Genomic DNA, 22,934 nt, shown 5'->3' on the forward strand with positions numbered 1-22,934 from the left:
CCGCTTGCGGATCTCTTGCATTATACTATTCTTGAGCTATTTGATATCAGTGCCATCTGTATCGGTTTTTGGTGAACTGGTTTTTGGCGATCTATCGGGCTAATCGGCAATTAAACTTTCAAAAATCACAAATAATTGGCCATTAGTTAAAAACTAACGGCCAATTATTTTTAGGACTTATATCCAATCTGGTGAGATGCGGAATGATGCCAAGGGTGCGAGCATCATCACGAGCTCTTAAGCTCGCACTGAACTCGGAAAATTATTATTCCGATGAAGCGCGGAAACGATTTTCACCAAAATCTATGAAGAAAAAGGGTTTCGGACACCTAGCTTGTAAGTCCTATATTTTTTTTGAGGCCTAGCGCCTAAGTATAAATGCTGCGGCTGTGGTTGTCTTAGGCTAGTTCGCCCCCTTCGTCGCTGCCGCCCGGAGATGATTTGTAGAGAGCATCTAATTGTTCGCGGGCGTCTTGGACAGTCAGCGAACGCATCACTAACAGTGGCTCATTGACTATGTTTCCTTGTTCATCTAAAAGTTCTGGATGCGGTACAGATTGAGAGCCAGGATAGGATGGGTGGCGATTATTTGCCCTAAATTGTTGAGGACGCTGGGACTCCATACCTACGGTGACTAGACTGCGGATTAAGTTACCGACTGCCAGAAAGGCAAGAACGGTAAAAGCTAAAATATAAAGCAGGTGCAACATTATTTTCTCCTCCGGGCTAAACAGCCACACAGCAATTTACAAAAGTGTTTCAGCAAGTAATAACTTATTAACTGGAAATTTGTTTGAGGTTGTCAAGTGGGCCGCCACATTTCCCAAGGTTGGGGATTTGACTCCAAATTTAACTTGAACTCGCTTCCTTATTTTCCAGGGGGATCTGACTGCAATGAGCGAAAGCGTGCCGATACTTGCCAGCATTCGGCGAGCAGTCTGTGCCACGGCATCAGTGCTGTGGTTTCAATCCCAACTTGACCTCCGGTTGCTTGAAATAGACCTTTAGCTGCGCCTACTTCTTGCTGAGCCTGTTTGACTCGCGCCAGCAAGTCAGATTGCTCCTCGTCGCTGAGAAAGGGCATTTCCTCAGTTTCTAAGAGGTTTGCCGATCGATCTAACCAGTAATTGAAATCCTCTAACAGCGGTTCCAGTAACGCTTTGAGCAATTCTGGCTCGGGCAAATTGGAATTAAGCATGGATCAAAATTGGGTTATTTATATATTATAGTCTTAGACGAGCTTTACAAATTGTAACATATTTTTAACAAAAATTCAATGATTTAACAACAATTAGCAGGTGGGTGTGAATAAATTTAATTGTGTCAGCAGCGATTTTTGAGTCGAAATCCTCAAATTCTGCCAAATTAGTTCGGGAACTCACGGGTGGTTAGAACCGGGTTTTTTCAGGCAATACTTAGTTACAGCCCACCAAAATAGTAAAAAATCCGGTTTCTGAGAGTCGGAGTGCGGGAGGCACTAAACGTCGCAACCATCAGGGCCGTTGTTGTAAATTCCCGGAGTGTCCCCCAGCCGGAAGTCGGCGCTTGCTGTCCCAATCTGAGTAATATAGAAGCAACTGCCACTAAATTAATTGCTAATTCAGCCGATGTCTAGCTCAGAATCCATGTCCCCTCCAGAAGAGTCCGTTAAGATTGAGTTGCCCCGCACGAGTGAGTCGGAGCCACTAAAAAAAATTCGCCACACCACGTCCCACGTTATGGCGATGGCGGTGCAGAAGTTATTTCCCAAGGCGCAAGTAACCATTGGCCCTTGGATTGAAAACGGTTTCTATTATGACTTTGACACTCCCGAACCTTTTACGGAACAGGATTTAAAAGCCATTAAAAAAGAGATGATCAAAATCATCAACCGTAAATTGCCTGTAATTCGAGAAGAAGTCAGCCGCGAGGAAGCGGAACGCAGAATTAAGGAGATTAACGAACCTTACAAATTAGAAATTTTAGAAGGTTTGATCGAACCAATTACTCTTTACCATGTGGGGGAGGAATGGTGGGATTTGTGCGCGGGGCCTCACTTGGATAATACCAGTGAATTGAATCCAAAGGCGATCGAGCTAGAAAGCCTAGCAGGCGCTTACTGGCGCGGCGACGAAACCAAAGCTCAGTTACAGCGCATTTACGGCACAGCTTGGGAAACTCCCGAACAACTAGCAGCATACAAGCACCGCAAAGAAGAAGCATTAAGACGCGATCACCGCAAATTAGGCAAAGAATTAGGCTTGTTTATCTTTGCCGATGCAGTTGGACCAGGTTTGCCTTTGTGGACGCCCAAAGGCACTGTTTTGAGAAGTATTTTAGAAGATTACTTGAAACAAGAACAAATCAAGCGCGGCTATTTGCAAGTTGTGACTCCCCACATTGCCAGAGTCGATTTGTTCAAAATTTCTGGCCACTGGCAGAAATACAAAGAAGATATGTTTCCGCTGATGGCGGAGGATGAGGAAGCGGCAGCAAACGAACAGGGTTTTGTCATGAAACCGATGAACTGCCCTTTTCACATTCAAATTTACAAAAGCGAATTGCGTTCCTATCGCGAACTGCCGATGCGATTGGCGGAATTCGGCACAGTTTACCGCTACGAACAATCGGGAGAATTGGGCGGTTTAACGCGGGTGCGCGGCTTTACGGTGGATGATTCCCACTTATTTGTCACGCCGGAACAGTTGGATGCAGAATTCTTGAATGTGGTGGATTTGATTCTGTCAGTCTTCAAGAGTCTGCAACTGAAAAACTTTAAGGCGCGTTTGAGTTTCCGCGATCCGAACAATTTAGAGAAATACATCGGTTCCGATGAAGCTTGGGAAAAAGCTCAAGGTGCAATCCGCCGCGCGGTGGAAACTTTGGGCATGAATTATTTTGAGGGAATTGGGGAGGCGGCTTTTTACGGGCCGAAACTCGATTTCATTTTCCAAGATGTCTTGGATAGAGAATGGCAATTAGGAACTGTTCAGGTAGATTACAATTTGCCAGAACGTTTTGATTTGGAATATGTCGCTGAAGACGGCACTCGCAAGCGTCCGGTGATGATTCACCGCGCTCCTTTCGGTTCTTTGGAACGCTTGATCGGGATTTTGATCGAGCAGTATGCGGGCGATTTTCCGCTGTGGTTGGCGCCGATTCAGGTGCGGTTGTTGCCTGTCAGCGCGGAGTTTTTGCCGTTTGCGAAGGAAGTGGCGGCGAAGATGAAGGCGCTCAATATTCGCGCTGAAGCTGATGAGGATAGCGAGCGTTTGGGCAAGTTGATTCGCAATGCTGAGAAGGATAAAATTCCGGTGATGGGTGTTGTGGGTGCGAAGGAGGTTGAGGCGAATAGTTTGAATATTCGGACTCGGGCTTCTGGGGAGTTGGGGGCGATTTCGGTTGATGAAGTGATTGGGAGATTGCAGGCTGCTATTAGTAGTTACGGCGATTTTTAAGCGATTTTAATCGCAGATTTTAGAACGGGCGTTTCGCCCGTTCCACAATTCACTTAATGGGCGTCTCTCCCGTTCCACGATTCACTTAACGGGCGAGACGCCCGTTTCACAATTAATACAAATGATAAGCTGTTGTGCATTTAATTTTCACAATCCTCTCCGTTGCCTTTGCGTGCAGGTGATGCTGAAGCAATTGTAGATTTACCAGTGTTATTAAATGGGGTTTACGATCGCCCCGCCAAGGACTTTAGAAGAGATTATATCGCCGTATCAGTTCCCCCGCTGTCCGAAACTTAAGCTGCTGGGGCGGATGTTTTGTTGGGGAGAGGGGATTGATCGGATGAGAGAGGGATGTTTAAGTGCGATCGCCCCCATATAAATTGCTGAGATATAATTAGATGACGTAGACTGGCAATAAAAAGTAATGGCCGATATTCAAATCAGCGTCGAAGGACAAGATGCAGTTGCTGGTACAGATGAACTGTTTGCGATTTCTGGCTTGTCGGGAAATTGGGAAACAACCGGGGATGGTGAGAAAGAGGGAACTTTAATAATCATCCGCTTACAAGCCAGAGACAATTCCAGAAGTAGGAGAACTAGATGAGCTACAAATCTTTCTAGGATAAAAAAACAATCTGGGTGTGGACAGCAGTAAATTACTTTAGACCAGGTATTCTAGGATGGGTATTAGGAGACCGAGCGTCCTAAAACGTTTGAACCTTTGTGGGATGTAGTTAGTAGATGGGGATGCTATTTTTATGTGACGGATGGCCCGAAAGTTTATGCAATGTTTATTCCAGATGGAAACCAAATTATGTGCCCAACTTACATGACTTGCTGTTGAAGGTGAAAACACAAGATTAAGACACTATCTGGCTCGCTTAAAACGAAAGACTTTTTGTTATTCTGGCAGCCGAACAAATGCTCATATCTTCAATTAAACTACTTATTCATTATCTCACGTTTAATGATGTTCGCCTTCCCTATTCAATTAATTATTTCGATCGAGCATTACTCACCGCACGCGATTGCTAAACCATACCCCTATTCAGCAACGCCGGAATTGGTTTCTGTGGACGGTGTAGGGTACTGGGTTCTACGGCTGATGCGTTACAAATTGTTGCGAAATGATGCCGTAATGCAGTAAAGAGTGAGAGAGTTGGTAGTGGTGCACGATCATGTTAAACTAATAAAATAATATCAATACTCCTGAGTATATATGAGTATCACTTGTTTAAGATGTCCTGCGGGAAAAATTATTAAATACGCTCATACTTATGGTAAACAAGTGGTAAACAAGTGGTAAACAAGTGGTAAACAAGTGGTAAACAAGGATATAAATGTCAAGAATGTGGGCGACGGTATTTTGTCCATGAGTATAATTTATCGTTAAGGCGAGTTCCGTGACCTGCAATTACTATACACTACTACCCAATTACTATGTACGACAAAAATAATCCAAATAAGCTCATGCCAGATCCAACAAGTGAAGGGAAGACTCACTTTATCTCACCACGGTTACTAAAGTTATTAAGTTACCAGACCCCTATAAGACAATTCTTTACCCAAGCGACCTATATGAGTCGCCGAACTGAGCCGGGAAGTATTGATTTTACTATCGGTGATGCCCATGAAATACCACCTCCAGGGTTTGTAGAAGCCTTACAGCGTTGGAGTGTACCGCAAAATCAAGGGTGGTATGGCTACAAGGGAAATATTCCACAATCACGGATCACTGTATCCGCTGCTCTTCAGGATAAACGCGGACTTTCTATATTGCCTGAAGATATTTTTATGACCAATGGTACTGTAGTTGGTTTGGCGATTTGTCTGCAAATGTTAGCTGGTGAGGGAGATGAGGTAATTATTTTGACTCCACCCTGGTTAGGTTATAGGAGTATGGTGCATTTTACCGGTGCGGTTCCGGTGGGTGTGCCTGTGGATACAAACACCTTTGATATGGATTTGCAGGCGATCGCATCTGCAATTACAGAACGGACTCGAGCAATCATTATCAATTCACCCCACAACCCTACAGGTAAGATTTTTTCAGCTAGTACTCTAGAGGGTTTGAGCGGTATACTTAACGAGGCTTCTAACCACTATGGCAAGCCTATTTATATTATTTCCGATGAAACCTTCAGCCGCATTGTTTTCGACAACAAGACTTGTCCCAGCCCTACTCAGTTTTACCCGTTTTCTTTCTTAGTATATGGTTATAGTAAGACTTTAATGGCACCCGGTCAACGTATAGGGTATATTGCTTTACCTCCCACTATGCCTAATCGGGAAGAAATAAGACGAATCATTGCTTTCCTACAACAAACTCCTTTTGGTTGGTGTTATCCTAGTGTGCTCATGCAGTATGCCTTAGGAGACTTAGAGCAACTAAACATAAATATCGAGCATTTACAAAACAAGCGAGATGGGATGGTGAACGCACTGCGGGATATGGGTTACAACCTGTATAACCCTGATGGGACGTTCTTCCTCTTGGTGAAATCACCTTGGGAGGATGACCTTGCTTTTGCCGAGTTATTAGCAAGTCAAGATATATTTGTTTTACCAGGAACTCCCCAGGAAATACCCGGTTACTTCCGAATTTCCCTTACTGCCAACGAAGAAATGATTTCGCGTTCTCTACCCAAATTCCAAGCTGCGATGGAATACGCTGTTGCTAACCCACTTGCTTCCCCCTCTTCTGTCACTAAGCGGCAGAGTATAATAGAACAAAATCTCTCAAACCAGAGCTAGGTCTATGGTTAACCCTCGCCAAGCTAATTCAACCTTGAAATTGATTGATGAGTATTGTCGCTATTACAGAAATCTGTTTTCAGAAGTCAGAAGCTTCAAAGCTTTTACACACCTTCATGCTGGTATAATTTCTGATATGCCGTTGCTGAATTGGGGTATGGTTTAGCGATCGCGTGCGGTGACTAATGCTCGATAGAAATAATTAATTGAATAGGGAAGGCGAACATCATTAAACGTGAGATAATGAATAAGTAGCTTAATTGGATATCTGAGCATTTGTTCGGCTGCCTGAATAACAAAAAGCCTTTCGTTTCAAGCGAGCCAGATAGTGTCTTAATCTTGTGTTTTCACCTTCAACCGCAAACCATGTAAGTTTGGCACATAATTTGGTTTCTCTCTGGAATAAACATTGCATAAACTTTCGGGCCATCCGTCACATAAAAATAGCATCCCCATCTACTAACTACATCCCACAAAGGTTCAAACGTTTTAGGACGCTCGGTCTCCTAATACCCATCCTAGAATACCTGGTCTAAAGTAATCTACTGCTGTCCACACCCAGATTGTGTTTTTTTTATCCGACAAAGGTTTGTAGCTCATCTAGTTCTCCTACTTCTGGAATTGTCTCTAGATCGTAAGCGGATGGTAGCAGCTTTCCAACTTGCTTGAGCCAATTAATTATTGTCGTGTGATGCAGGTCTTTGACTCTCTGGCTCGCACGAAAACCCATCCCATTGACATATATCTTTAGGTATTGATATTTAACTTCTTGCGCGTAACACTGGTGGGTTTGATAGCAATCTCTAAATGGCCTGCCACAGTCAACACAAATATAATTTTGCTTGCCTTTCTTCGGCGCATTTTTATTAACATGAGTTGACTTATATTCAGGACATTTCATTGGCTTTGACTTTCAGTTAATTGGTTTTTGTGAATCCCTCACTCGCTCTCTCGTACCTCAATTCAACAACGCCAGGAAAAGATTGGCAATGTTCAAGGGAAAGCTGCTACTTTGCACCAACTAGCAGGAATTTATGACAATCAAGGGGATGTTGCCAAGGCGATCGCATTTTATGAACAATCTCTCGAGCTTAAGGAAAAGAGTGGCAATGTTCAAGGGAAAGCTGCTACTTTGCACCAACTAGCAGGAATTTATGCCAATCAAGGGGAAGTAGCAAAGGCGATCACACTTTATGAACAATCTCTCGAACTTAAGGAAAAGAGTGGCAATTTTCAAGGGAAAGCTGCTAGTTTGCACCAACTAGCAGGAATTTATGCCAATCAAGGGGAAGTAGCAAAGGCGATCGCACTTTATGAAGAATCTCTCGAACTTAAGGAAAAGATTGGCGATGTTCGAGGAAAAGCTGCTAGTTTCGCAATGTTAGGACAGTTGTTAGCAGATAAGAAGAGAGATTTTGACAAAGCTTTGAATTATTTACAGCAATCTTTGGACATTTTGCAGCATTTGCGATCGCCCGACGCGGAAAAAGTGAGGAAAATTATTGCTATAGTTCAGCAGATGGCTGGAGATCGATGGTGAGTTTGCAGTTTATACAATATTAAGCGCCTAACCGCTTTTTAAAAGCATCCAAAAAATGAACAGACCAATATTCAATAAATCGGATTTTCAGAGGTTTGATGAATTTATCCCAAGGATTGAGATCAACAACATAATTACCGATTTTGATACCAATCGGCTCTAAATGTTTGCCTTCTATTTCCTGGCTCAATAAAGGCAATTTTCTATTACTTAGCTGTTGTATGAGCCAAAGTACATCGCTGTTTTTTTGTTGTTCTGGACTTTTGTTGATATCATTGATAGAACCAGCAATATCATCTCGGTCGAAAGAAATTATTGCAGTCAAATTAAACAGAGAACTATTAGCAATAAAGCATTGAGTTTGTTCTCTGGTTGGTAGCACTCCTAAACGCAATTTGTCTAACAGTTTTGCTAGCGATCGCACTGGTATAGCGCTCTCTGTATTGCTGATATCAGGAGCTATTAATAAGGACGGCTGGCCTTTAATTGAAGGTCGGTCGATGCCCAGATTTTCGATTAACCTTTGAATCCGTTCGTAGTCAGCGCGATCGCAGAATTTATCCACAATATTTGGATACCGATCGTCGCTTAAAAATTCTAAAAGAGCAATGTACTTGCATCCCAGACTGTGACCAACCCAAAAATAACTTGATGGTTGTTGATAAATTTCGCTTTCATACCCTAATCTTTGAGCAATTATGGTCAGTTCTGTTCTCAGTATCTCCTGCTCTTTTAATAACCCAATAGCGATCGGCCAGTGACAAAAAGTAAATCTAAATGGCAAAGCAACGACGGTATAACCTTCTTCAAACAACTGCTGTAAAAAATATCGATAAAACAAAGTTGGCAAACTACCAAAAAAAGTTCCACCAATAAATTGAACAACACCTTTGGGCTGCGGATGAACAGCCACCCAACTAAAAGAAACAGGCTGAAATTTAAAGGAGTTCGACATTTGAATAAAGCTCACTGAGTGTATAAGTAGGCTTAATTAAACGTAATCAAACATAAGGTGGGCATTGCCCACCCTACAGTTACTTACCATTTAACAGTTCTAGCCGCGAGACATTCTGACAGGAATATCGAATTTATCCATCACTGTATTTAGCTCTTTCAAATTGACATCAGTGGCATCGAGTTGGGCCAGCAGTTGCACTAGCAGTTGAGCTTTTTCTGAATTGTCTGTTTCCAAACTAGCTATGTCCAAATTACCGTTACGTAGCTCTTCCAAAATTGGGGCAACAATTGGTAAATCGATGAGAATTGGTTTACCTGGTTCAGGCGTAATCTCGTTCAAGCCTTTTCCACTGGCGATCGCTAAAGTGTAATTAATTTGATCGAAGTCGGGTAAAGTTGCAGTTTCTGATGGGAAATCGTTTGGCAAGAAAGTACCGCGAATTTCGGGATTCAATAACACCTTGACTGGTTTCTTGCTTTGAGGTACAGGCTTTGGAAAGATGGAACGCGCTGGCACAAATAGTGAGACATATCCGCGCACTTCCAACAAACCTGGAGCCAGAGCTTCTGGGAGTTTGGGCAACAATTCAACAGATGCTGTTTTGTGAGCGGGTATTGTGAAAAACGCACGATATACCTTCGGTTGCCCCTTCACCTGAGTCAGAGGTACCTCGAAGTTAGCGCCTTCAACATCAACAACTAAGAAAGCGTTCTTCTTGTCAAGCAAGATTTTATTAGGATCTGCCGGCACGGGTAAGCTGACGGTAAACTCAATCCGATATCGCAAGTCGATCGGTTCGAGATTGGAGATGGTGAGAAAGTATCCCTGAACGACTCGGCGAGCCACTGGGAGGAGTTCTGTAGGGATGCCCATCACAGGTGCGATCGGCTTTGCGAGGATTTCAAAGGTGGAAACTTCCATGTTTTTGTGCGAGTAATTTAACTTTTAGCTTGGGTTATTTAGCCGGAAAATTTTGTTTCTGTTTTTCCGTGCCTATATCTATGAATAACTGCCCGTCGCGGTTGGTTAACAGTCGCTTTTTCTGGTGACACTCATTTGAGTTAACTCAAATGAGTGTCGCTTGATTGTGCGACTTGACAATTTAAAAATTTTTGTTAAAGCGCACAGGAACACGGATCGGGAATTAAATTTATCCTTGTGTATCTGAAGATAAAAATAAAATATCAAATTGATAATCAGCCCGATCGCACATTAATCTGTTGGTATAATCCCCCTTTAATGGGTCCGGCGCGATCGAAAAGCTCAAAACACCTACACAAAACGTTACATATTTGTTACCATCGGGACGAGCCTATCCTCGGCAGCCTCTCTATTAACCTTCTAAACTAACCACTATGAGTCAACCTCCCTCAGCAATTCCCGCCTCCGAAGAGTCCGCCGAAACCCAGACAGCGCCGACTAACACTGCACCTCCACCTAGTTATGTCAAACTGGCGATGCGGAACATGGTTCGCAAGCGGGCGACTTCTCTGTTTCATTTTGCTTTGACAGCGGCGGGACTTTTAGGCGTACTCGTCGGTTTGGCTTTTCTCGATCGCTATTTCAATTCTTAATCGGGGATTCCAACAATCAGCCTCTAATTTCTGCTGATGTTTTTGATCTTTCTTAATCGGGAGTTAAGCTGATTGTTCTGCCTGCCTGTTGCAATCTCTAACAGATTACTGTATCTTTCCAGCAACAGCAAAATCCCCTGCCGTTCGATCGCGCAATTGGAATTTGTAAAATAATTAAATATATCCCTTGACAGGAGAGCAAAAAAATGTTAATTGAGGTGAACGTCGAAGACTGTTACGGGTTCGCCCAGCAGTCAGCCGACGCTTCCACCCTCCCTGAGAGTGGACCCAGCGGGGAGATTTCAGCCGAAACCTGGGAAAATTGGTTTAGCGTTTGGCTGGAAAACCAGGAGGCAGATGTGCCAGCGGCTCCAGGCTACGAAGTCAGTCTGCGTTTAACCGCCGATCCAGAGATGCAAGCCCTCAACCTCCAGTACCGCCAGCTCGATCGATCGACCGATGTACTAGCTTTCGCAGCTTTAGAGGTAGACTGTCCTCAGTTAGAGGAAATGCAGTCATCTGAACCCCTATACTTGGGTGATATCGTCATCTCGATCGATACAGCTAACCGACAAGCCCAGCAGCAAGGACATCCCCTGAAGACCGAACTAGCTTGGCTCGCAGCCCACGGTTTTCTGCATCTTTTGGGCTGGGATCACCCAGATGAAGAAAGTCTGACTCAAATGCTCGATCGACAAGAAAAATTGCTGCAGGCGATCGGTCTTACGATCCAAACAGCATAACTGAAGTTGATGGTTATTTAACAAATCAGGTCAAGCCCAACATAACTTTCTGAAATTAAACCAAAACTTTAGTAAAAACTTAGAAAAGTTATCTAGACTTGATCAAGTTAATTTGAAAAGTTTAGCTTTCATTCATCTCTGTAAATTAAAGTTGGTTCTTTATGACACTAGATAGACCCTCAATTTCATCACCAATCGCACAGTTTCTGCCCATGCCTCAAGACTCTTCTAGCCAGACAGTCCACGAGCCTAAAAAAGCCTTGAAATACAATCGAGAGCTGTCCTGGAAAATCGCATCTAGCTTAGCTACGAGTTTTAGATACGCTTGGGGGGGTCTGAGTTATGCTTTTGAAACTCAGCGCAATTTTCGGATTCACACTGTTATTGGCACTTTGGCGATCGGACTCGGGCTATTTTTGCAACTCAAACCTGTAGAAATATCTGTGATCGGCGTCACCATTGGCATAGTTTTAGCCATGGAACTGTTGAATACGGCGATCGAATCGGTGGTAGACTTGACAGTCGGGCAATCTTACCACGAACTAGCCAAAATTGCCAAAGACTGCGGTGCGGGAGCGGTTCTGGTATCGGCAATGGCTGCGATCATAGTCGGTGCTGCACTTCTGCTGCCTCCTTTGTGGGCAGTCGTTCAAATTGCGATCGCCCGTCAGTAACTTATTGGGCGATGGCAAATTTTAGGTTTTAGATGACCAATTTGAGATTTTTAGTTTTATTCGTCTATATTGCAGCTATTTTTATCTTCGGCATCTATCTAAAATCTTGAAACCCTTGCTTTCAGGGAGCGAGTCAATCTAAAATCTAAAATCTAAAACCTAAAATCTAACTTAACCCGTGATTATAGTCATCGATAACTACGACAGCTTTACATACAATTTGGTACAGTATCTAGGAGAACTAGGTGCTGAGTTGCCCGTAGCAAGCGAAGTGCAAGTCTACCGCAACGACCAAATTTCTTTAGCAGAAATTCGCCAATTGCAGCCTGCAGCAGTGGTGATTTCTCCAGGCCCGGGGCGGCCGGAAGATGCGGGAATTTCTCTGGAATTAATCAAAGAATTGGGCCCGACTTTACCAATTTTAGGCGTGTGCCTCGGACATCAAAGTATCGGTCAAGTATTCGGTGGCAAAATTGTTTCTGCGCCCGTGTTGATGCACGGCAAAACTTCTCAGGTAGAACACGCAGGAGTCGGAGTTTTTCAGGGCGTGGAATCGCCGATGATTGCAACTCGCTATCACAGTTTGGTAATTGAAAAGCAGAGTTGTCCAGAAGTGTTAGAAATTACGGCTTGGGTTGAAGACGGAACTATTATGGGTGTGCGGCACCGGGAATATCCGCACATTGAAGGTGTACAATTTCACCCGGAAAGTATTTTGACGACTTCGGGAAAGCAATTATTGCGAAATTTCTTGGCGCGGCTTTAGTTGGGTGGTGAATTGTGAGTTTTTGTGTGCATCTTTCGGGTGCGGAATCCACACCTGAGTGTTCAAATTATCTAGATTTTTAGAGTGGGCCTTGCGAACTTTACGGTAAAACTAGGGTGCACATTTTCGCATCTCAACGGCCCACAAAAGGACACAAGCCCCCGAAAATCGTCGCGGTGAACCCCAAATTTTAGACGAAAGTTCCATATCCCAGATTCATCTGTGGAGTAAATCTAAAATCTAAAATCTAAAATCTAAAATCGACTGACGGTGTTTTGTGGTATAACAACAAACGACCAACACCCGATAACCGCAACCACAAGATGAAACGGCGACAATTAATACGTTACGCACAGACGGGTTTGCTAGCAGCTTTCTTCACTGGTTTGCCATCTGGATGGGAAAGCTATCAAGCTCAAACTGCTGATTCTTTGTCGGTTCAGTGGTTGGGCCACACTTGCTTCTTGTTCTCCGGAGGCGGTGCGAGGGTGCTGGTGAATCCTTTTCGCCCCCTGGGCTGTACCGCAGGCTATCGCTCTCCTAAAGTGCCAACAGATTTGATTCTGATTAGCAGTCGGTTGCTCGATGAAGGGGCGATCGACGGATTTGCCGGCAATCCCGGCCTTTTGTACGAACCAGGGGCTTACAGGTCTAACGGGCTGCGGATTCAAGGGATTCGGACGGAAAAAGACCGTGAGGGAGGAAGGCGATTTGGGGTCAATGTGGCTTGGCTGTGGCAGCAAGCGGGCGTTAAGATTTTACACTTGGGCGGAGTTGCTGGCCCGATCGGCATTGAAGAGCAAATCTTGATCGGGCGGCCCGATGTAGTGCTGATTCCCGTGGGCGGCGGGGCGAAAGCTTACACTCCGGCGGAAGCGAAGCAAACTTTGCAACTTCTCAAACCGAAGATGGTGATTCCGACACATTTCAAAACCCAAGCCGCCGATGCTGCTGCGTGCGATTTAGTGCCGCTAGATGAATTCTTGGCCCTGATGGATGGTACGCCGGTGCGCCGATTGAATAATGACACGATTTCGATCAAATCTGCTGACTTACCCCAAACTGGTTCGGTGATTGAGGTTTTGAGTTACCGATTTAGCGGTTGATGCCCGATTTCTCAGCTTGCGTTATAGTAAGGAAGTTTTGTTCGATCGGGGATGCAAGAGAATTTTCTCTCTACCTTAGCCTCTGGCAACCTTGCTTTTTGTCGAGATGTGGCTAACATAACAATTCATCTTCACTGTTTTATCTCCTAAGGAAATGCAAGCGCAATGAAAAATCAAAATTTACCTAGCTGGATGAAACAACTGACAGGTTTCGCAGGAATAATCGGCGCTAGCGCGTTGATTGGTTTCCCGGCTTGGGCTCACATCACCTCCAACACCAATGTTGCTAATGCAACTCAAACTTCACAAGTTGCAGGAAAAGTGAAAACCGCTGCTTCACCGGCACCAACTGGCGCTACACAGGCACCAACTGGCACTACACAGGCACCAACTGGCGCTGCTAAGGATATTGTTGCTATTGCATCTGGCGACGCTCAATTCAAGACGCTGACAAAGGCTTTGGGCTCGGCAGGTTTGGTTACAACTTTACAAGGAAAAGGCCCTTTCACTGTTTTTGCTCCGACAGACGCGGCATTTGCTGCTTTGCCAAAAGCAACTGTGGAGGATTTGCTCAAACCGGCCAACAAAGCCAAACTTACTAAGATTTTAACTTACCACGTTGTTCCGGGTGCGGTTTTATCTACTAGCCTGAAATCCGGCGATGTTAAAAGTGTGGAAGGCTCCTCGCTGAATGTGGCAGTTAGCGCAGGCAAAGTTACTGTCAGCGGCGCTAATGTTGTGAAAGCTGATATCAAAGCTAGCAACGGCGTGATTCACGTAATTGACAAGGTTTTGATGCCGCCCGATGGGATGTAAAAATAGCCGTTTTTGCATCAATTGATGTCAGATTTGGTTAAATGAAGGCGAAGTAAGGACACAACATTGTTGTGTCCTTATTTGTATGGCAGACAATTCAGAATTAATACAGATAAAGCTTTAGCTAGCTGCGGGTACTTACAAAAATGGCTGCCAACCCTTACCCCGATAGCCAAAATCGAAGATTTCGGGATGGAGAATTTCTGCTAAAATTTCTAACGAATCAACCAATCTCGGCCCCGGTCGATTAAAGTAAGAATTGCCGTCAGTTATGTAAACTTTTCCGGTTTTTACTGCTTGCAAATTAGCCCATTCTGCGTATTTAGTTATCTGCATTGCTTCGCTGCGAGTGCGGTTTAAATCAAAGCCGCAAGGCATGAAAATAATTACATCGGGATTAGCTTCTACTAGCGATTCCCATTTTAACCAAGGGGAATGTTCCCCGACAATTCCAAATAGCGAATTGCCTCCCGCCATTGCCACTAATTCGGGAATCCAGTTACCCGCAGCCATCAAAGGCTCAATCCATTCGATGCAAGCTACTTTGGGAAGTCTCTCTTTTGTGGTAAGAATAGATGAGGCTTGTGTTTTCGAGGTAATAGCATCGATGCGGGATTGCAAAAGGTCGATCGCACTTTTGCCATCTACGCCCAAAGCATCAGCAACTCGCTGAATATCCGTCCAGATTTCTGCTAGCAAATTAGGCTGCAAAGAAATAATTTCCGGCTTGCTATTTACCAGCGTGCTTACTGCTTGTTCAACCTCTGTTAGAGAACAAGCGCAGACTTCACATTGAGCTTGAGTAATAATGTGAGTCGGCTGCAATTTTTCCAAAGTATCTATTTCTACTTTATAGACACTCAGCGCATTTTGCAACAATTCTGTCACGCGGTTGTGAATTTCGCTGCTAGTTCCTTCGGGATTGAATTTAGGCTGAGTGCAAATAGGTAAATTTTGGATTTCTGGGGGATAATCGCATTCGTGGGAACGGCCCACAATGGCATCGGTTAATCCTAAAACTGCTACAATTTCGGTGGCACTGGGAATTAGAGAAACAATTCTGAGTTGGTTCATTGATTTTCTGTTTTTTACAGATTTAGAAGCACAGGCGTTACAGATTTATAAGCACAGGCGGGACGCCCGTGCCACAATAAAAGGGATTGTTAAACTTTCAACTTTTTTAAGAATTGCAAATCTTGCCATGCTTGAATGAGATTACCTTGCATTAGAGCCGCTACACCGTTTAAAACTCTAATTTCCGGTAGGTTGGAGTTGAGAGCTAGAGCAGGTTTTAAGGCTGTTTGAGCGGCTTTGGGATGCCAGCCGTACAGGTGTACGAAAGCGAGATAGGCGTAAGCGTAAGGGTTTTTTGAGTCGAGTTGAGTGACTTTTTCTAAGGCGACGATCGCACTTTTGACATTCTGCTGCAATACCCGAGAAAATGCCAAAGCATAAGCCAATTCTAGATTATTTGGTTCCTGCTGCAACCGATATTCTAACGCTTGTTCCGCTTGCACGGTATAATCTTGAATTGGATCGTACTGATTGATGCGCCCAATCTGCTCGAACACGGGTTCTAAACCGGGCAATCCTTTGGGTAAATTAACCGCCATCGCCCGCAATTGAGTCACCAAATCTAACTCAGGCTTATCTGTACTATCCTCGTTTCCAGGCTCTGCCTGAGAACGCATATCCAGAGGCTCTGCCTCGATCTTAACACTCACGGCCGGCACATTAATCGGATAAGTTTCCCCGGTTTTCCGATTTAGATAAGTAGCTTGCAGATTGTAAGTTCCCGGTGCAATATTAGCAGGAGGAAGCATCGCCGTGCGATCGACAACTCGAAACCCCACAGCAAATTTATCCGCTTCCAGCATCCCCGGATGCAAAGTCGCCTGGCCGATCGCGCGATCGTGTAAAATCCTGAAAGTCTGTCCCGGTGGAATATCGCCAGACTGCTGATTTTGCCACGTTACCAACACTAAACCAGACTGCAACTGCTGCCAAGGCCCAGACCAAGTATAAGTAACCGGCAGCGCGACTCCGGGAACTGCTTTTCCCCCGACAGTAACTCGATCTAATTGTACTTGCGATCGCGCTTCATTCAACGGCTGTATTTCGACAGGCTGCACTCGCTTCCGATAAAGATTTAAATTAGTATAATCTGGCAAAATCCAAGTTTTTTCTAACTGAAAGTGATCACCTTTTTCAATTGCAGTTACGGCTGCATTTTGAGCTTGTTTAATACGTTCGCGAATCGAACCTTGCGGGCCGCTTTTAGTTACGAACCAAGAGAGCGATCGCACATCTTGCGGGACTTCTTTTAAATTCGTTCCCACCTGCCGCCCGTAAACCTGAAAATTAGCCAAGGCACCGTAAAAATTCAAATTATGCTGGTTAATTTCCGGTGTCGAAGGCAACACGCCTAAAGTAGATTGCAAATAAGGTTCCCTATCAATTATTTCGGCAATTACCTCTCGGTGGGGCCACTCTTTCCCCAAATAAGGATAGTTAGAATTTCCGGGACTGATAATTTGAACTAAGCTATGTCCAAAAGCACCTCCCAGCGGCCACATATGGAACAGCATCGCCAGAATTGCCAAGCCAATTGTACCCCAGCGAATTTGTCGTCCCCGCCGAGAAGGCCACAGCGTTAAACAGTAGGCTAAGAAAATAGATAAAACTGGCAAATAAGGTATCACATATCTGTCGTCTTTGTTGATATTTAGAGAATTAATTAAATAAGCTCCTCCCCAGAAAACAGCCAGCCAGCGACAGGAGTTGAGATGCAATATTGAGGAACTATTTTGCCGACGACGCCAATAAAGTATCAATCCGACTAAGGGAACAAGTAACAGAGGCCAAGAAACGTGTTCGGGTAAGTGTTGACCGTAGTAAATCCAAGCGTCGATCGTATTGAGGGCCGGATCTCCTTCGGCGATCGCAGAATCCAGCGTTGCCCGTTTTCCCCCGGTCAAAATTAACAGCCAATTGGTTTTCGCCCACGGGCCAAACACCGCCACCGACAGCAACAGAGCACCAGTTAATTGACCTAATCTCCCCCAAGCTTTTTGCCGCACAGCACCCACAGCCAACCACACAATCGGGGTAAATAGAAATAATACGGTAGTGTGTTTAACTAATATTGATAAACCGAGAGAAATTCCAAAGGCGATCGCCCAAAAGAAAGACGACGCGGAGAGTGAGGGAGTGGGCGAGGGAGAGAATTTATACTTTTTCTTTGTTGGTTCCTCCAACTGACTTCTATCGGTTACATCCGTTAAATCCGTAGCCGAACTTCCTTCTTCCTTCTTCCTTCTTCCTTCAGAAGCCTTCCACATAGTCAGACAATAGAAAGCAAAAGTAATCGCAGCAGTGAGGGGATAGTCGAGCAAAAATTGCAAGCGGAACCGATAAAGTCCCGGTAACAAAACGCAAATAGCAGCGGCCCACAAACCGACTTGTCGGTTAAATAATTGGACGCCCAGACTGTAGACTGAGGCGAGGAGAATTGCACTAAATAATAGATGAACGAGGGTTGCCCGATCGCCCCCAGTACCGAACACCTGAAGAAACGGAACGGTTAAGATGTATGCCAAGGGCGGAATTTTCGTCGAAAGCAGCCAGAAGTTTGTCCACCACTCCCCGGAAAACCACTGAGGATGCTGCAACGCCTGCAAGTATTTCAGGGTGTTAGTCAGGTAGTCGGCTTGATCCCAGGCCGGGACAGATCGATCGAGGGCAAACCAGAGACGATCGCTAATTGCCCCCAGCAGCCAAATTATGCCCAAGACAAGCAGACTCTTGCCCTCGCTGTCCCGATGTTGCTGTGCCATTGCGATTTTTGGATTTTAGGTTGCAGCTTTTAGCTTACAGGCGGGCGGTTCCGGGCGATCGAAAATTAATTTGAAAAAGTGCTTGCTAAATTTTGTATGTGTCTGCTAAGATAGTAAAGCGCGAAAAAACAAGCCGGGATAGCTCAGTTGGTAGAGCAGTGGACTGAAAATCCACGTGTCACGAGTTCAAGTCTCGTTCCTGGCATCGCAAAGCCCTCACAAAGTTGAGGGCTTTTTTTTAGGAAAAATGCGGGCAATGCAGCTAATCAAGATGTAGGTTGGCCGATGGCGGAGTGACAACCCCGCCGGAAATCCAGGGAGAGCTAATATTTGACCGACTTGTGCTAAAAAAAACATAGGTCATATCAGACAAAAATTACACTCGAGTATAATTGTCAGATTAATAAGTCCAGTTTTGCTTGGTCTGCAAGCTATAGGTTCCATCTTTCACATTCACCCGCTCAGGAATCAGATCTAAATCTTTAAACATATTTGCCTGGTGCTGTAGGGCCGTGAGCGATTGGTCGTCGATCGGGATAATAGCGCGTTCGGCACTACGTTGCTGTAAAATTTCTACAATGGATGGATCTATTTCATGGTGCTCTGCCAATCGCACAGCAGCTTCTAACTCCTGTTTCTTAGCCCAAGCTCCCGCTTCATTTACCTCTTCTAAAATCACCTTGAGCAAGTCGGGATAGTCGCGTACCAACTCTGGAATTGCATAGTAATAGGTCGGAACTTCTAAAGAGGCTTTGTCACCAAAGATGCTCTCTAAGTCTGCAATCGATCGCCCTGGATAAGCACTTCGGGCTTGAGTTGTCGTGTAGGGAACCCAAATCACCCAAGCATCGACCTCACCCGCGCGGAATAGGGGTAGCGCCTGTGGCTGGGTCAGATAAATTGGCTCAATGTCACTAAACTCTAATCCCACTTTTGCCAGTGCTCGCACAAGTATGTAATGGGCGCTTGAGCCTTTGTCAAAAACAATCTTCTTACCCTTCAGGTCGGCCAGCGTCTGAATCGGAGAGTCTTCTGGTACCAGAATCGCTTGACCTTTAGGAGCGGTATATTTTTCTTTAGCCACCCGCACAAATACATGATCCGCTGCTTGCGAGAAGATGCTGGCCGTACCACCGCCGCCGCAGAAATCGATCGTCCCATTGCTTAATGCTTCTATCAGAGCAGAAGCTGATAAGAAGCTTGTCCAAGTCACACTCAGCCCAAATGGTCGCAAACGGCTTTCGAGCCAACCTTTAGCACGCAGGACTTCCAGATTTGTCATACCCTCTGGATAACCGATTTTGAGTTGCTTGAGCCGCCGCGCTTGCTCAGCTAAGGGTGTGTTGCCCGAATGAGCAGAACGGTTAGAAAACCAGCGATCCAAAAATACACAAAAAAGTATGCCCCCCACAAACAGTCCCACCGTTTCCAGTAACCGGATTGTTGATTCTTTAGGCAATTTGACCTGATTTACCTGACTGACTAGAGGGGAGTGTACATTGCCAGAGGCAGAAGCGGCAACAGCATGACTGTCAAAAGCCAGCAGACTCAAAGCTAAAACCGAGACCAGGCCGATACAAAACAGACCTGCAAACCGATAGGCTGCGGATCTACGAGTGGCCGACGAACTGAGCGACCGTAAGATATGTTGACCTGCGCCTCTAGGCAGAAGGTCAATCAAACGGCTAATCATAATGACTCCTTTGATAAACACAGGTGATGGACGCTGGATGAGCTGAAGATGGGGGATCGAGTCAAAGCACCGCTTGATACGGATAAACTACCCAATTTGCTTGCTCGTTACACCCAATATGCGATACTCACATTATCATATCGAGATTGTGGTGGTTTGCCACAACGATTGAGAAATCGGTAGTTTCGGCGATCGGATAGGTATTGAGTGAGAGATGGTAATGGATTGGTTAATTGCAACAATTAAGATCGGACTGGCTGTTGCTGTCGCAACAACTTTTGACGACAACATTTATCTGACGGCCTTCTTCAGTGAGGTTAATCGTACTTTTCGTCCTCAACATATTGTGGTTGGTGAGCTTCTAGGGTTCACGGTATTGGTGATGATAAGTTTAGTTGGTTTCTTGCTGGGGCTAGCAATTCCCTCAACTTGGACGGGGCTACTGGGGATTCTGCCGATACTGATTGGCTTGAATAATTTACTCAACCTTAACAAGGATGATTCAGCCGAAGATAAGTCAGATAATCTGAAAAGAAACTCTAAATTTCGCGGATTTGATTCTCGGCAGCGATCGCTCTGGGACATAATTCGCGATCCGCAGACTTATCGTGTTTCCGCAGTCACGATTTCTAACGGTGGTAACAATCTTGGCATCTATATTCCCCTATTTGCTAGTAGCAGCATTCAAAATCTGGCTGTGATCGTACCGATTTGCTATTTTTTTATTTGCTGCTGGCTGTTTATGTCCTATACTCTGACGCATCTACCTGGTATTGCTTTGATCCTCAGCCGTTATGCTAGCAAGATTTTCCCTTTTGTGCTGATGTGGCTGGGTTTCAGAATTCTGATAGACAGCGAATCATATCGTCTTTTTCTACCGAACGCTTGACAGACTCATGCGAGCGAAACATCGAAAAAATTCATGACAACAGTACCATTTCCTCCAATAAAGCAAGAAAAAAGGCTTTAACATTATAAAATTATACAAAAAAAAGCGATGCCGTAAATCCCCAATTACTGGTCTATCAATTTAATATCCTTGCCATTCCATATCTGGCAGTTCCTTTGGAGGAAGTAGCGAGGTGGCTTCAATTTATTGCCGGATTGCTGTTGTGACTTCGCAGTTACTATTCAAGCAATCGATCGGGAGCAGTGGACTGAAAATCCACGTGTTACGAGTTCAACTCTCGTTCCTGGCATCGCAAAGCCCTCACAAAGTTGAGGTTTTTTTTTAGGAAAAATGCGGGCAACTGGGGGGGTGACAACCCGCCTGAAACCCTGAGGGAGTAAAGATTTAGCCAACTTATGCTAAAAAAAGATAGGCAGCCGAATTGTTACAAGCTAGCCTATCCCCAAAAATAATGTTACCAACATTCTATCAGACCCACTTAAAAAAACAACTGACACATGCTCAGTTTATTTTACTCACAATCTTGCTCTCCTTGATACAATCAGAAAAACAAGTGAGATTAGAACGGCTCTCCCGGGTATTTCCCTATCCAATTACAACAGAAAGTCGGCGTAGAAAACTACAAAGGTTTCTCGATTTGCCGAACTTAACTATCTCACTAATTTGGTTCCCATTAATTACTTATTGGTTGATTACTTATTGCCGTGTTGGTACTCGTTTATCCATTGCAATCGACCGCAGTCAATGGGGGCGCATTAATCTCTTTATGGTTAGCCTGATCTGGGAGCGAAGAGCAATTCCATTATACTGGTCACTGTTGCCCAAATTGGGAAACAGTAACTTTGAGTCACAAACTACCAATTTACAGCAAGTCTTACCATTATTTTCAGAATATAAAGTCATCGTTTTAGGAGACCGTGAATTTTGTTCTGTCGATTTGGGAAACTGGCTGAGGGAAAAGGGTGTATTTTTTTGTTTAAGACTGAAAAAAAAATCATTGTATGGAAACGGAACATTTAGTTTGGCAACGGCTAGATGAATTAGGAATAGTACCAGGAACCTCTTTATATTTTCAAGGTAAAAGAGTGAGAAAAACTCAGCCTGCTACTGGATTTGATGTTGCTTGTAAGTGGAAAAGAAACTACGGGGCATGGAAGGTTGATGAAGCGTGGTTTATACTCACAGATTTAGGGTCATTGCCGGCAGCTATCGATGCTTACAAGCAACGGATGGGCATTGAAGAAATGTTTCGAGATTGTAAAACAGGAGGCTACGATATTGAAGGAACTAGCTTAAAAGGAGACCGACTTATTAACATGATTTTGCTCATGACGCTCGCCTACAGTTCGGGAATATTTCAAGGCACTGAAATGAGGAAAAAGCAGGTACAAAAATATGTATCTCGCCGCAAAGAACCTAAAAAAAGATATCGAAGACGGAGTACATTTGGTGTTGGTTTAGATGGAAAAAAGTGGGTTAATTATCTCGAACAATATTCTGACGAGGTAGAACAGTTAATGAAGTTAACTCCTTCTAAACGCCGCTTTTATCAACAAGGTATGCGGGCAGCAACCCTTATACAGTCTATCTCGTAGACCTCTTTGTCACCCCCCCAGGCGGGCAATGCAGTCATTTATCGAACTCGATTTGCCTGAAAGTTTAGCTAACGAGATTGGTGACATCTGTTCGACCTGAATATTTGAAGCTGTGTAGAAGGGTTCAGCCCCGCCGAGAATAGTTTTTTCGGGATAGCGCCTTATTTTTGAGTGAGATACGACGCTAGTTCTGGAATTTCACCGGCGCGCTGCCACTCGGCTTCCCCGCGCCGCACTTTGGTTCGGGCTGTGATTTCCTGAACCTCCCATAATTGCAATTTGGTATAGGGCCCTTTGGCTTCACCGCTGCGAAACACGTACCATTGAGCAACTTCAGGAGTTGGCTGGGTCGTCTCACAGGCTTCATCCGATTCATTCCAGTTGTGGCTTTGATTGAGTGCCAGTTGCGTAAGTCCTGTTTAACTTTTTATGTTGAAAAAGGATTAAGATTAGGATGAGGCTAATATTTTCCAGGAATAACAAGTTTTTGACTTACAACCGCAGAAAAACACAAATGACAACAGATGGATAT

23 protein-coding genes, 2 tRNA genes and 2 pseudogenes are annotated in these 22,934 nt (G+C 44.5%); 17 read left to right on the forward strand and 10 right to left on the reverse strand.

Translation table 11 applies throughout. The features are described from left to right. Positions 1-398 precede the first annotated feature (398 nt). The 3 genes from QUA47_RS03595 to QUA47_RS03605 all read right to left on the reverse strand — a co-directional run bounded on the left by QUA47_RS03595 (position 399) and on the right by QUA47_RS03605 (position 1,584). Positions 399-710: a DUF2973 domain-containing protein gene (locus tag QUA47_RS03595; RefSeq protein ID WP_006632805.1), complete on the reverse strand. Its 312-nt coding sequence runs from the start codon at positions 708-710 to the stop codon at positions 399-401. 158 nt (positions 711-868) lie between these two features. After that, positions 869-1,198 carry a DUF2605 domain-containing protein gene (locus QUA47_RS03600; protein ID WP_333429750.1) on the reverse strand — a complete coding sequence of 110 codons (330 nt, stop codon included), beginning with the start codon at positions 1,196-1,198 and terminating at the stop codon, positions 869-871. A gap of 221 nt (positions 1,199-1,419) precedes the next feature. Further along, positions 1,420-1,584 carry a hypothetical protein gene (locus tag QUA47_RS03605; protein WP_333429751.1) on the reverse strand — a complete coding sequence of 55 codons (165 nt, stop codon included), beginning with the start codon at positions 1,582-1,584 and terminating at the stop codon, positions 1,420-1,422. 23 nt (positions 1,585-1,607) lie between these two features. Here QUA47_RS03605 and thrS point away from each other — a divergent pair, with 23 nt between their 5' ends. From thrS to QUA47_RS03630, 5 genes and pseudogenes are all read left to right on the forward strand, one after another. Continuing rightward, positions 1,608-3,437 (forward strand): threonine--tRNA ligase, encoded by a 1,830-nt coding sequence (gene thrS, locus QUA47_RS03610; RefSeq protein WP_333429752.1) that lies wholly within the window; start codon positions 1,608-1,610, stop codon positions 3,435-3,437. Between the two features lie 207 nt (positions 3,438-3,644). Then, positions 3,645-3,734, forward strand: coding sequence for a hypothetical protein (locus QUA47_RS03615; protein WP_445302481.1), 90 nt, complete (start codon positions 3,645-3,647; stop codon positions 3,732-3,734). A 127-nt stretch (positions 3,735-3,861) separates the two neighbouring features. Then, the gene (locus QUA47_RS03620) at positions 3,862-4,041 is read left to right on the forward strand and encodes a hypothetical protein (RefSeq protein ID WP_333429753.1); all 180 of its coding nucleotides are present in this window, start codon (positions 3,862-3,864) and stop codon (positions 4,039-4,041) included. After that, a pseudogene (locus tag QUA47_RS03625) lies at positions 4,001-4,472 on the forward strand (IS1 family transposase); the annotation flags it as partial. The gene QUA47_RS03620 and the pseudogene QUA47_RS03625, both read left to right, overlap by 41 nt. Positions 4,473-4,877: 405 nt before the next feature. After that, the gene (locus QUA47_RS03630) at positions 4,878-6,191 is read left to right on the forward strand and encodes an aminotransferase class I/II-fold pyridoxal phosphate-dependent enzyme (RefSeq protein WP_333429754.1); all 1,314 of its coding nucleotides are present in this window, start codon (positions 4,878-4,880) and stop codon (positions 6,189-6,191) included. 162 nt (positions 6,192-6,353) lie between these two features. On the opposite strand, the pseudogene QUA47_RS03635 reads toward QUA47_RS03630, so the two are convergent. Continuing rightward, positions 6,354-7,092, reverse strand: a pseudogene (locus QUA47_RS03635) (IS1 family transposase). Positions 7,093-7,173: 81 nt separating this feature from the next. Between QUA47_RS03635 and QUA47_RS03640 the strand changes: the two are divergent. Beyond that, positions 7,174-7,731, forward strand: coding sequence for a tetratricopeptide repeat protein (locus tag QUA47_RS03640; RefSeq protein ID WP_333429806.1), 558 nt, complete (start codon positions 7,174-7,176; stop codon positions 7,729-7,731). Between the two features lie 19 nt (positions 7,732-7,750). On the opposite strand, the gene QUA47_RS03645 is transcribed toward QUA47_RS03640, so the two are convergent. Continuing rightward, complete coding sequence (locus tag QUA47_RS03645) at positions 7,751-8,686, reverse strand: DUF1350 family protein (protein ID WP_333429755.1); 936 nt, start codon at positions 8,684-8,686, stop codon at positions 7,751-7,753. Between the two features lie 99 nt (positions 8,687-8,785). After that, positions 8,786-9,610 (reverse strand): hypothetical protein, encoded by an 825-nt coding sequence (locus QUA47_RS03650; protein ID WP_333429756.1) that lies wholly within the window; start codon positions 9,608-9,610, stop codon positions 8,786-8,788. A gap of 434 nt (positions 9,611-10,044) precedes the next feature. Between QUA47_RS03650 and QUA47_RS03655 the strand changes: the two genes are divergently transcribed. The 6 genes from QUA47_RS03655 (at position 10,045) to QUA47_RS03680 (ending at position 14,368) form a co-directional block, all read left to right on the forward strand. Further along, complete coding sequence (locus QUA47_RS03655; RefSeq protein ID WP_333062727.1) at positions 10,045-10,263, forward strand: DUF3285 domain-containing protein; 219 nt, start codon at positions 10,045-10,047, stop codon at positions 10,261-10,263. A 206-nt stretch (positions 10,264-10,469) separates the two neighbouring features. Next, complete coding sequence (gene ybeY, locus QUA47_RS03660) at positions 10,470-11,006, forward strand: rRNA maturation RNase YbeY (RefSeq protein ID WP_333429757.1); 537 nt, start codon at positions 10,470-10,472, stop codon at positions 11,004-11,006. 161 nt (positions 11,007-11,167) lie between these two features. Next, a complete protein-coding gene (locus tag QUA47_RS03665; RefSeq protein WP_190737467.1) occupies positions 11,168-11,680 on the forward strand; it encodes a diacylglycerol kinase family protein in 513 nt (170 codons plus the stop codon). Between the two features lie 178 nt (positions 11,681-11,858). Then, positions 11,859-12,446, forward strand: a complete 588-nt coding sequence (locus QUA47_RS03670; protein WP_190737465.1) for a glutamine amidotransferase-related protein — start codon at positions 11,859-11,861, stop codon at positions 12,444-12,446. 323 nt (positions 12,447-12,769) lie between these two features. After that, positions 12,770-13,552, forward strand: a complete 783-nt coding sequence (locus tag QUA47_RS03675) for an MBL fold metallo-hydrolase (protein ID WP_190737463.1) — start codon at positions 12,770-12,772, stop codon at positions 13,550-13,552. Between the two features lie 165 nt (positions 13,553-13,717). Continuing rightward, complete coding sequence (locus QUA47_RS03680) at positions 13,718-14,368, forward strand: fasciclin domain-containing protein (RefSeq protein WP_190737461.1); 651 nt, start codon at positions 13,718-13,720, stop codon at positions 14,366-14,368. 138 nt (positions 14,369-14,506) lie between these two features. On the opposite strand, the gene QUA47_RS03685 is transcribed toward QUA47_RS03680, so the two are convergent. Beyond that, positions 14,507-15,442: a cobalamin-binding protein gene (locus QUA47_RS03685; protein WP_333429758.1), complete on the reverse strand. Its 936-nt coding sequence runs from the start codon at positions 15,440-15,442 to the stop codon at positions 14,507-14,509. An 89-nt stretch (positions 15,443-15,531) separates the two neighbouring features. Then, complete coding sequence (locus QUA47_RS03690; protein WP_333429759.1) at positions 15,532-18,204, reverse strand: phospholipid carrier-dependent glycosyltransferase; 2,673 nt, start codon at positions 18,202-18,204, stop codon at positions 15,532-15,534. 132 nt (positions 18,205-18,336) lie between these two features. On the opposite strand from QUA47_RS03690, the gene QUA47_RS03695 reads away from it, so the two are divergent. Further along, positions 18,337-18,409, forward strand: a tRNA-Phe gene (locus QUA47_RS03695). Between the two features lie 195 nt (positions 18,410-18,604). Here QUA47_RS03695 and QUA47_RS03700 read toward each other — a convergent pair. After that, complete coding sequence (locus QUA47_RS03700) at positions 18,605-19,897, reverse strand: aliphatic sulfonate ABC transporter substrate-binding protein (protein WP_333429760.1); 1,293 nt, start codon at positions 19,895-19,897, stop codon at positions 18,605-18,607. A gap of 220 nt (positions 19,898-20,117) precedes the next feature. On the opposite strand from QUA47_RS03700, the gene QUA47_RS03705 reads away from it, so the two are divergent. The 4 genes from QUA47_RS03705 to QUA47_RS03720 all read left to right on the forward strand — a co-directional run bounded on the left by QUA47_RS03705 (position 20,118) and on the right by QUA47_RS03720 (position 22,402). Beyond that, entirely contained in the window at positions 20,118-20,786 is a 669-nt protein-coding gene (locus tag QUA47_RS03705) for a cadmium resistance transporter (RefSeq protein WP_333429761.1), read from the forward strand. A gap of 208 nt (positions 20,787-20,994) precedes the next feature. Beyond that, positions 20,995-21,097 (forward strand) — tRNA-Phe (locus QUA47_RS03710). Between the two features lie 161 nt (positions 21,098-21,258). Continuing rightward, on the forward strand, positions 21,259-21,846 hold the full coding sequence (locus tag QUA47_RS03715; protein ID WP_333429762.1) for a hypothetical protein: 588 nt from the start codon (positions 21,259-21,261) through the stop codon (positions 21,844-21,846). Continuing rightward, positions 21,809-22,402 (forward strand): hypothetical protein, encoded by a 594-nt coding sequence (locus QUA47_RS03720; protein WP_333429763.1) that lies wholly within the window; start codon positions 21,809-21,811, stop codon positions 22,400-22,402. The genes QUA47_RS03715 and QUA47_RS03720 overlap by 38 nt, the downstream gene beginning before the upstream one ends. Positions 22,403-22,563: 161 nt before the next feature. On the opposite strand, the gene QUA47_RS30925 is transcribed toward QUA47_RS03720, so the two are convergent. Then, entirely contained in the window at positions 22,564-22,719 is a 156-nt protein-coding gene (locus QUA47_RS30925) for a DUF4339 domain-containing protein (protein ID WP_333372492.1), read from the reverse strand. Between the last annotated feature and the right edge of the window lie 215 nt (positions 22,720-22,934).

This window comes from Microcoleus sp. MON2_D5, from assembly GCF_036701905.1.
Classification (GTDB): domain Bacteria; phylum Cyanobacteriota; class Cyanobacteriia; order Cyanobacteriales; family Microcoleaceae; genus Microcoleus.

Bases quoted from the DNA above. Each gene is read 5' to 3' on its own strand.
- QUA47_RS03595 (WP_006632805.1), bottom strand. From the start codon at position 710: ATGTTGCACCTGCTTTATATTTTAGCTTTTACCGTTCTTGCCTTTCTG.
- QUA47_RS03600 (WP_333429750.1), bottom strand. From the start codon at position 1,198: ATGCTTAATTCCAATTTGCCCGAGCCAGAATTGCTCAAAGCGTTACTG.
- thrS (WP_333429752.1), top strand. From the start codon at position 1,608: ATGTCTAGCTCAGAATCCATGTCCCCTCCAGAAGAGTCCGTTAAGATT.
- QUA47_RS03620 (WP_333429753.1), top strand. From the start codon at position 3,862: ATGGCCGATATTCAAATCAGCGTCGAAGGACAAGATGCAGTTGCTGGT.
- QUA47_RS03630 (WP_333429754.1), top strand. From the start codon at position 4,878: ATGTACGACAAAAATAATCCAAATAAGCTCATGCCAGATCCAACAAGT.
- QUA47_RS03645 (WP_333429755.1), bottom strand. From the start codon at position 8,686: ATGTCGAACTCCTTTAAATTTCAGCCTGTTTCTTTTAGTTGGGTGGCT.
- QUA47_RS03650 (WP_333429756.1), bottom strand. From the start codon at position 9,610: ATGGAAGTTTCCACCTTTGAAATCCTCGCAAAGCCGATCGCACCTGTG.
- QUA47_RS03655 (WP_333062727.1), top strand. From the start codon at position 10,045: ATGAGTCAACCTCCCTCAGCAATTCCCGCCTCCGAAGAGTCCGCCGAA.
- ybeY (WP_333429757.1), top strand. From the start codon at position 10,470: ATGTTAATTGAGGTGAACGTCGAAGACTGTTACGGGTTCGCCCAGCAG.
- QUA47_RS03665 (WP_190737467.1), top strand. From the start codon at position 11,168: ATGACACTAGATAGACCCTCAATTTCATCACCAATCGCACAGTTTCTG.
- QUA47_RS03675 (WP_190737463.1), top strand. From the start codon at position 12,770: ATGAAACGGCGACAATTAATACGTTACGCACAGACGGGTTTGCTAGCA.
- QUA47_RS03680 (WP_190737461.1), top strand. From the start codon at position 13,718: ATGAAAAATCAAAATTTACCTAGCTGGATGAAACAACTGACAGGTTTC.
- QUA47_RS03685 (WP_333429758.1), bottom strand. From the start codon at position 15,442: ATGAACCAACTCAGAATTGTTTCTCTAATTCCCAGTGCCACCGAAATT.
- QUA47_RS03690 (WP_333429759.1), bottom strand. From the start codon at position 18,204: ATGGCACAGCAACATCGGGACAGCGAGGGCAAGAGTCTGCTTGTCTTG.
- QUA47_RS03700 (WP_333429760.1), bottom strand. From the start codon at position 19,897: ATGATTAGCCGTTTGATTGACCTTCTGCCTAGAGGCGCAGGTCAACAT.
- QUA47_RS03705 (WP_333429761.1), top strand. From the start codon at position 20,118: ATGGATTGGTTAATTGCAACAATTAAGATCGGACTGGCTGTTGCTGTC.
- QUA47_RS03715 (WP_333429762.1), top strand. From the start codon at position 21,259: ATGTTACCAACATTCTATCAGACCCACTTAAAAAAACAACTGACACAT.
- QUA47_RS03720 (WP_333429763.1), top strand. From the start codon at position 21,809: ATGGAAACGGAACATTTAGTTTGGCAACGGCTAGATGAATTAGGAATA.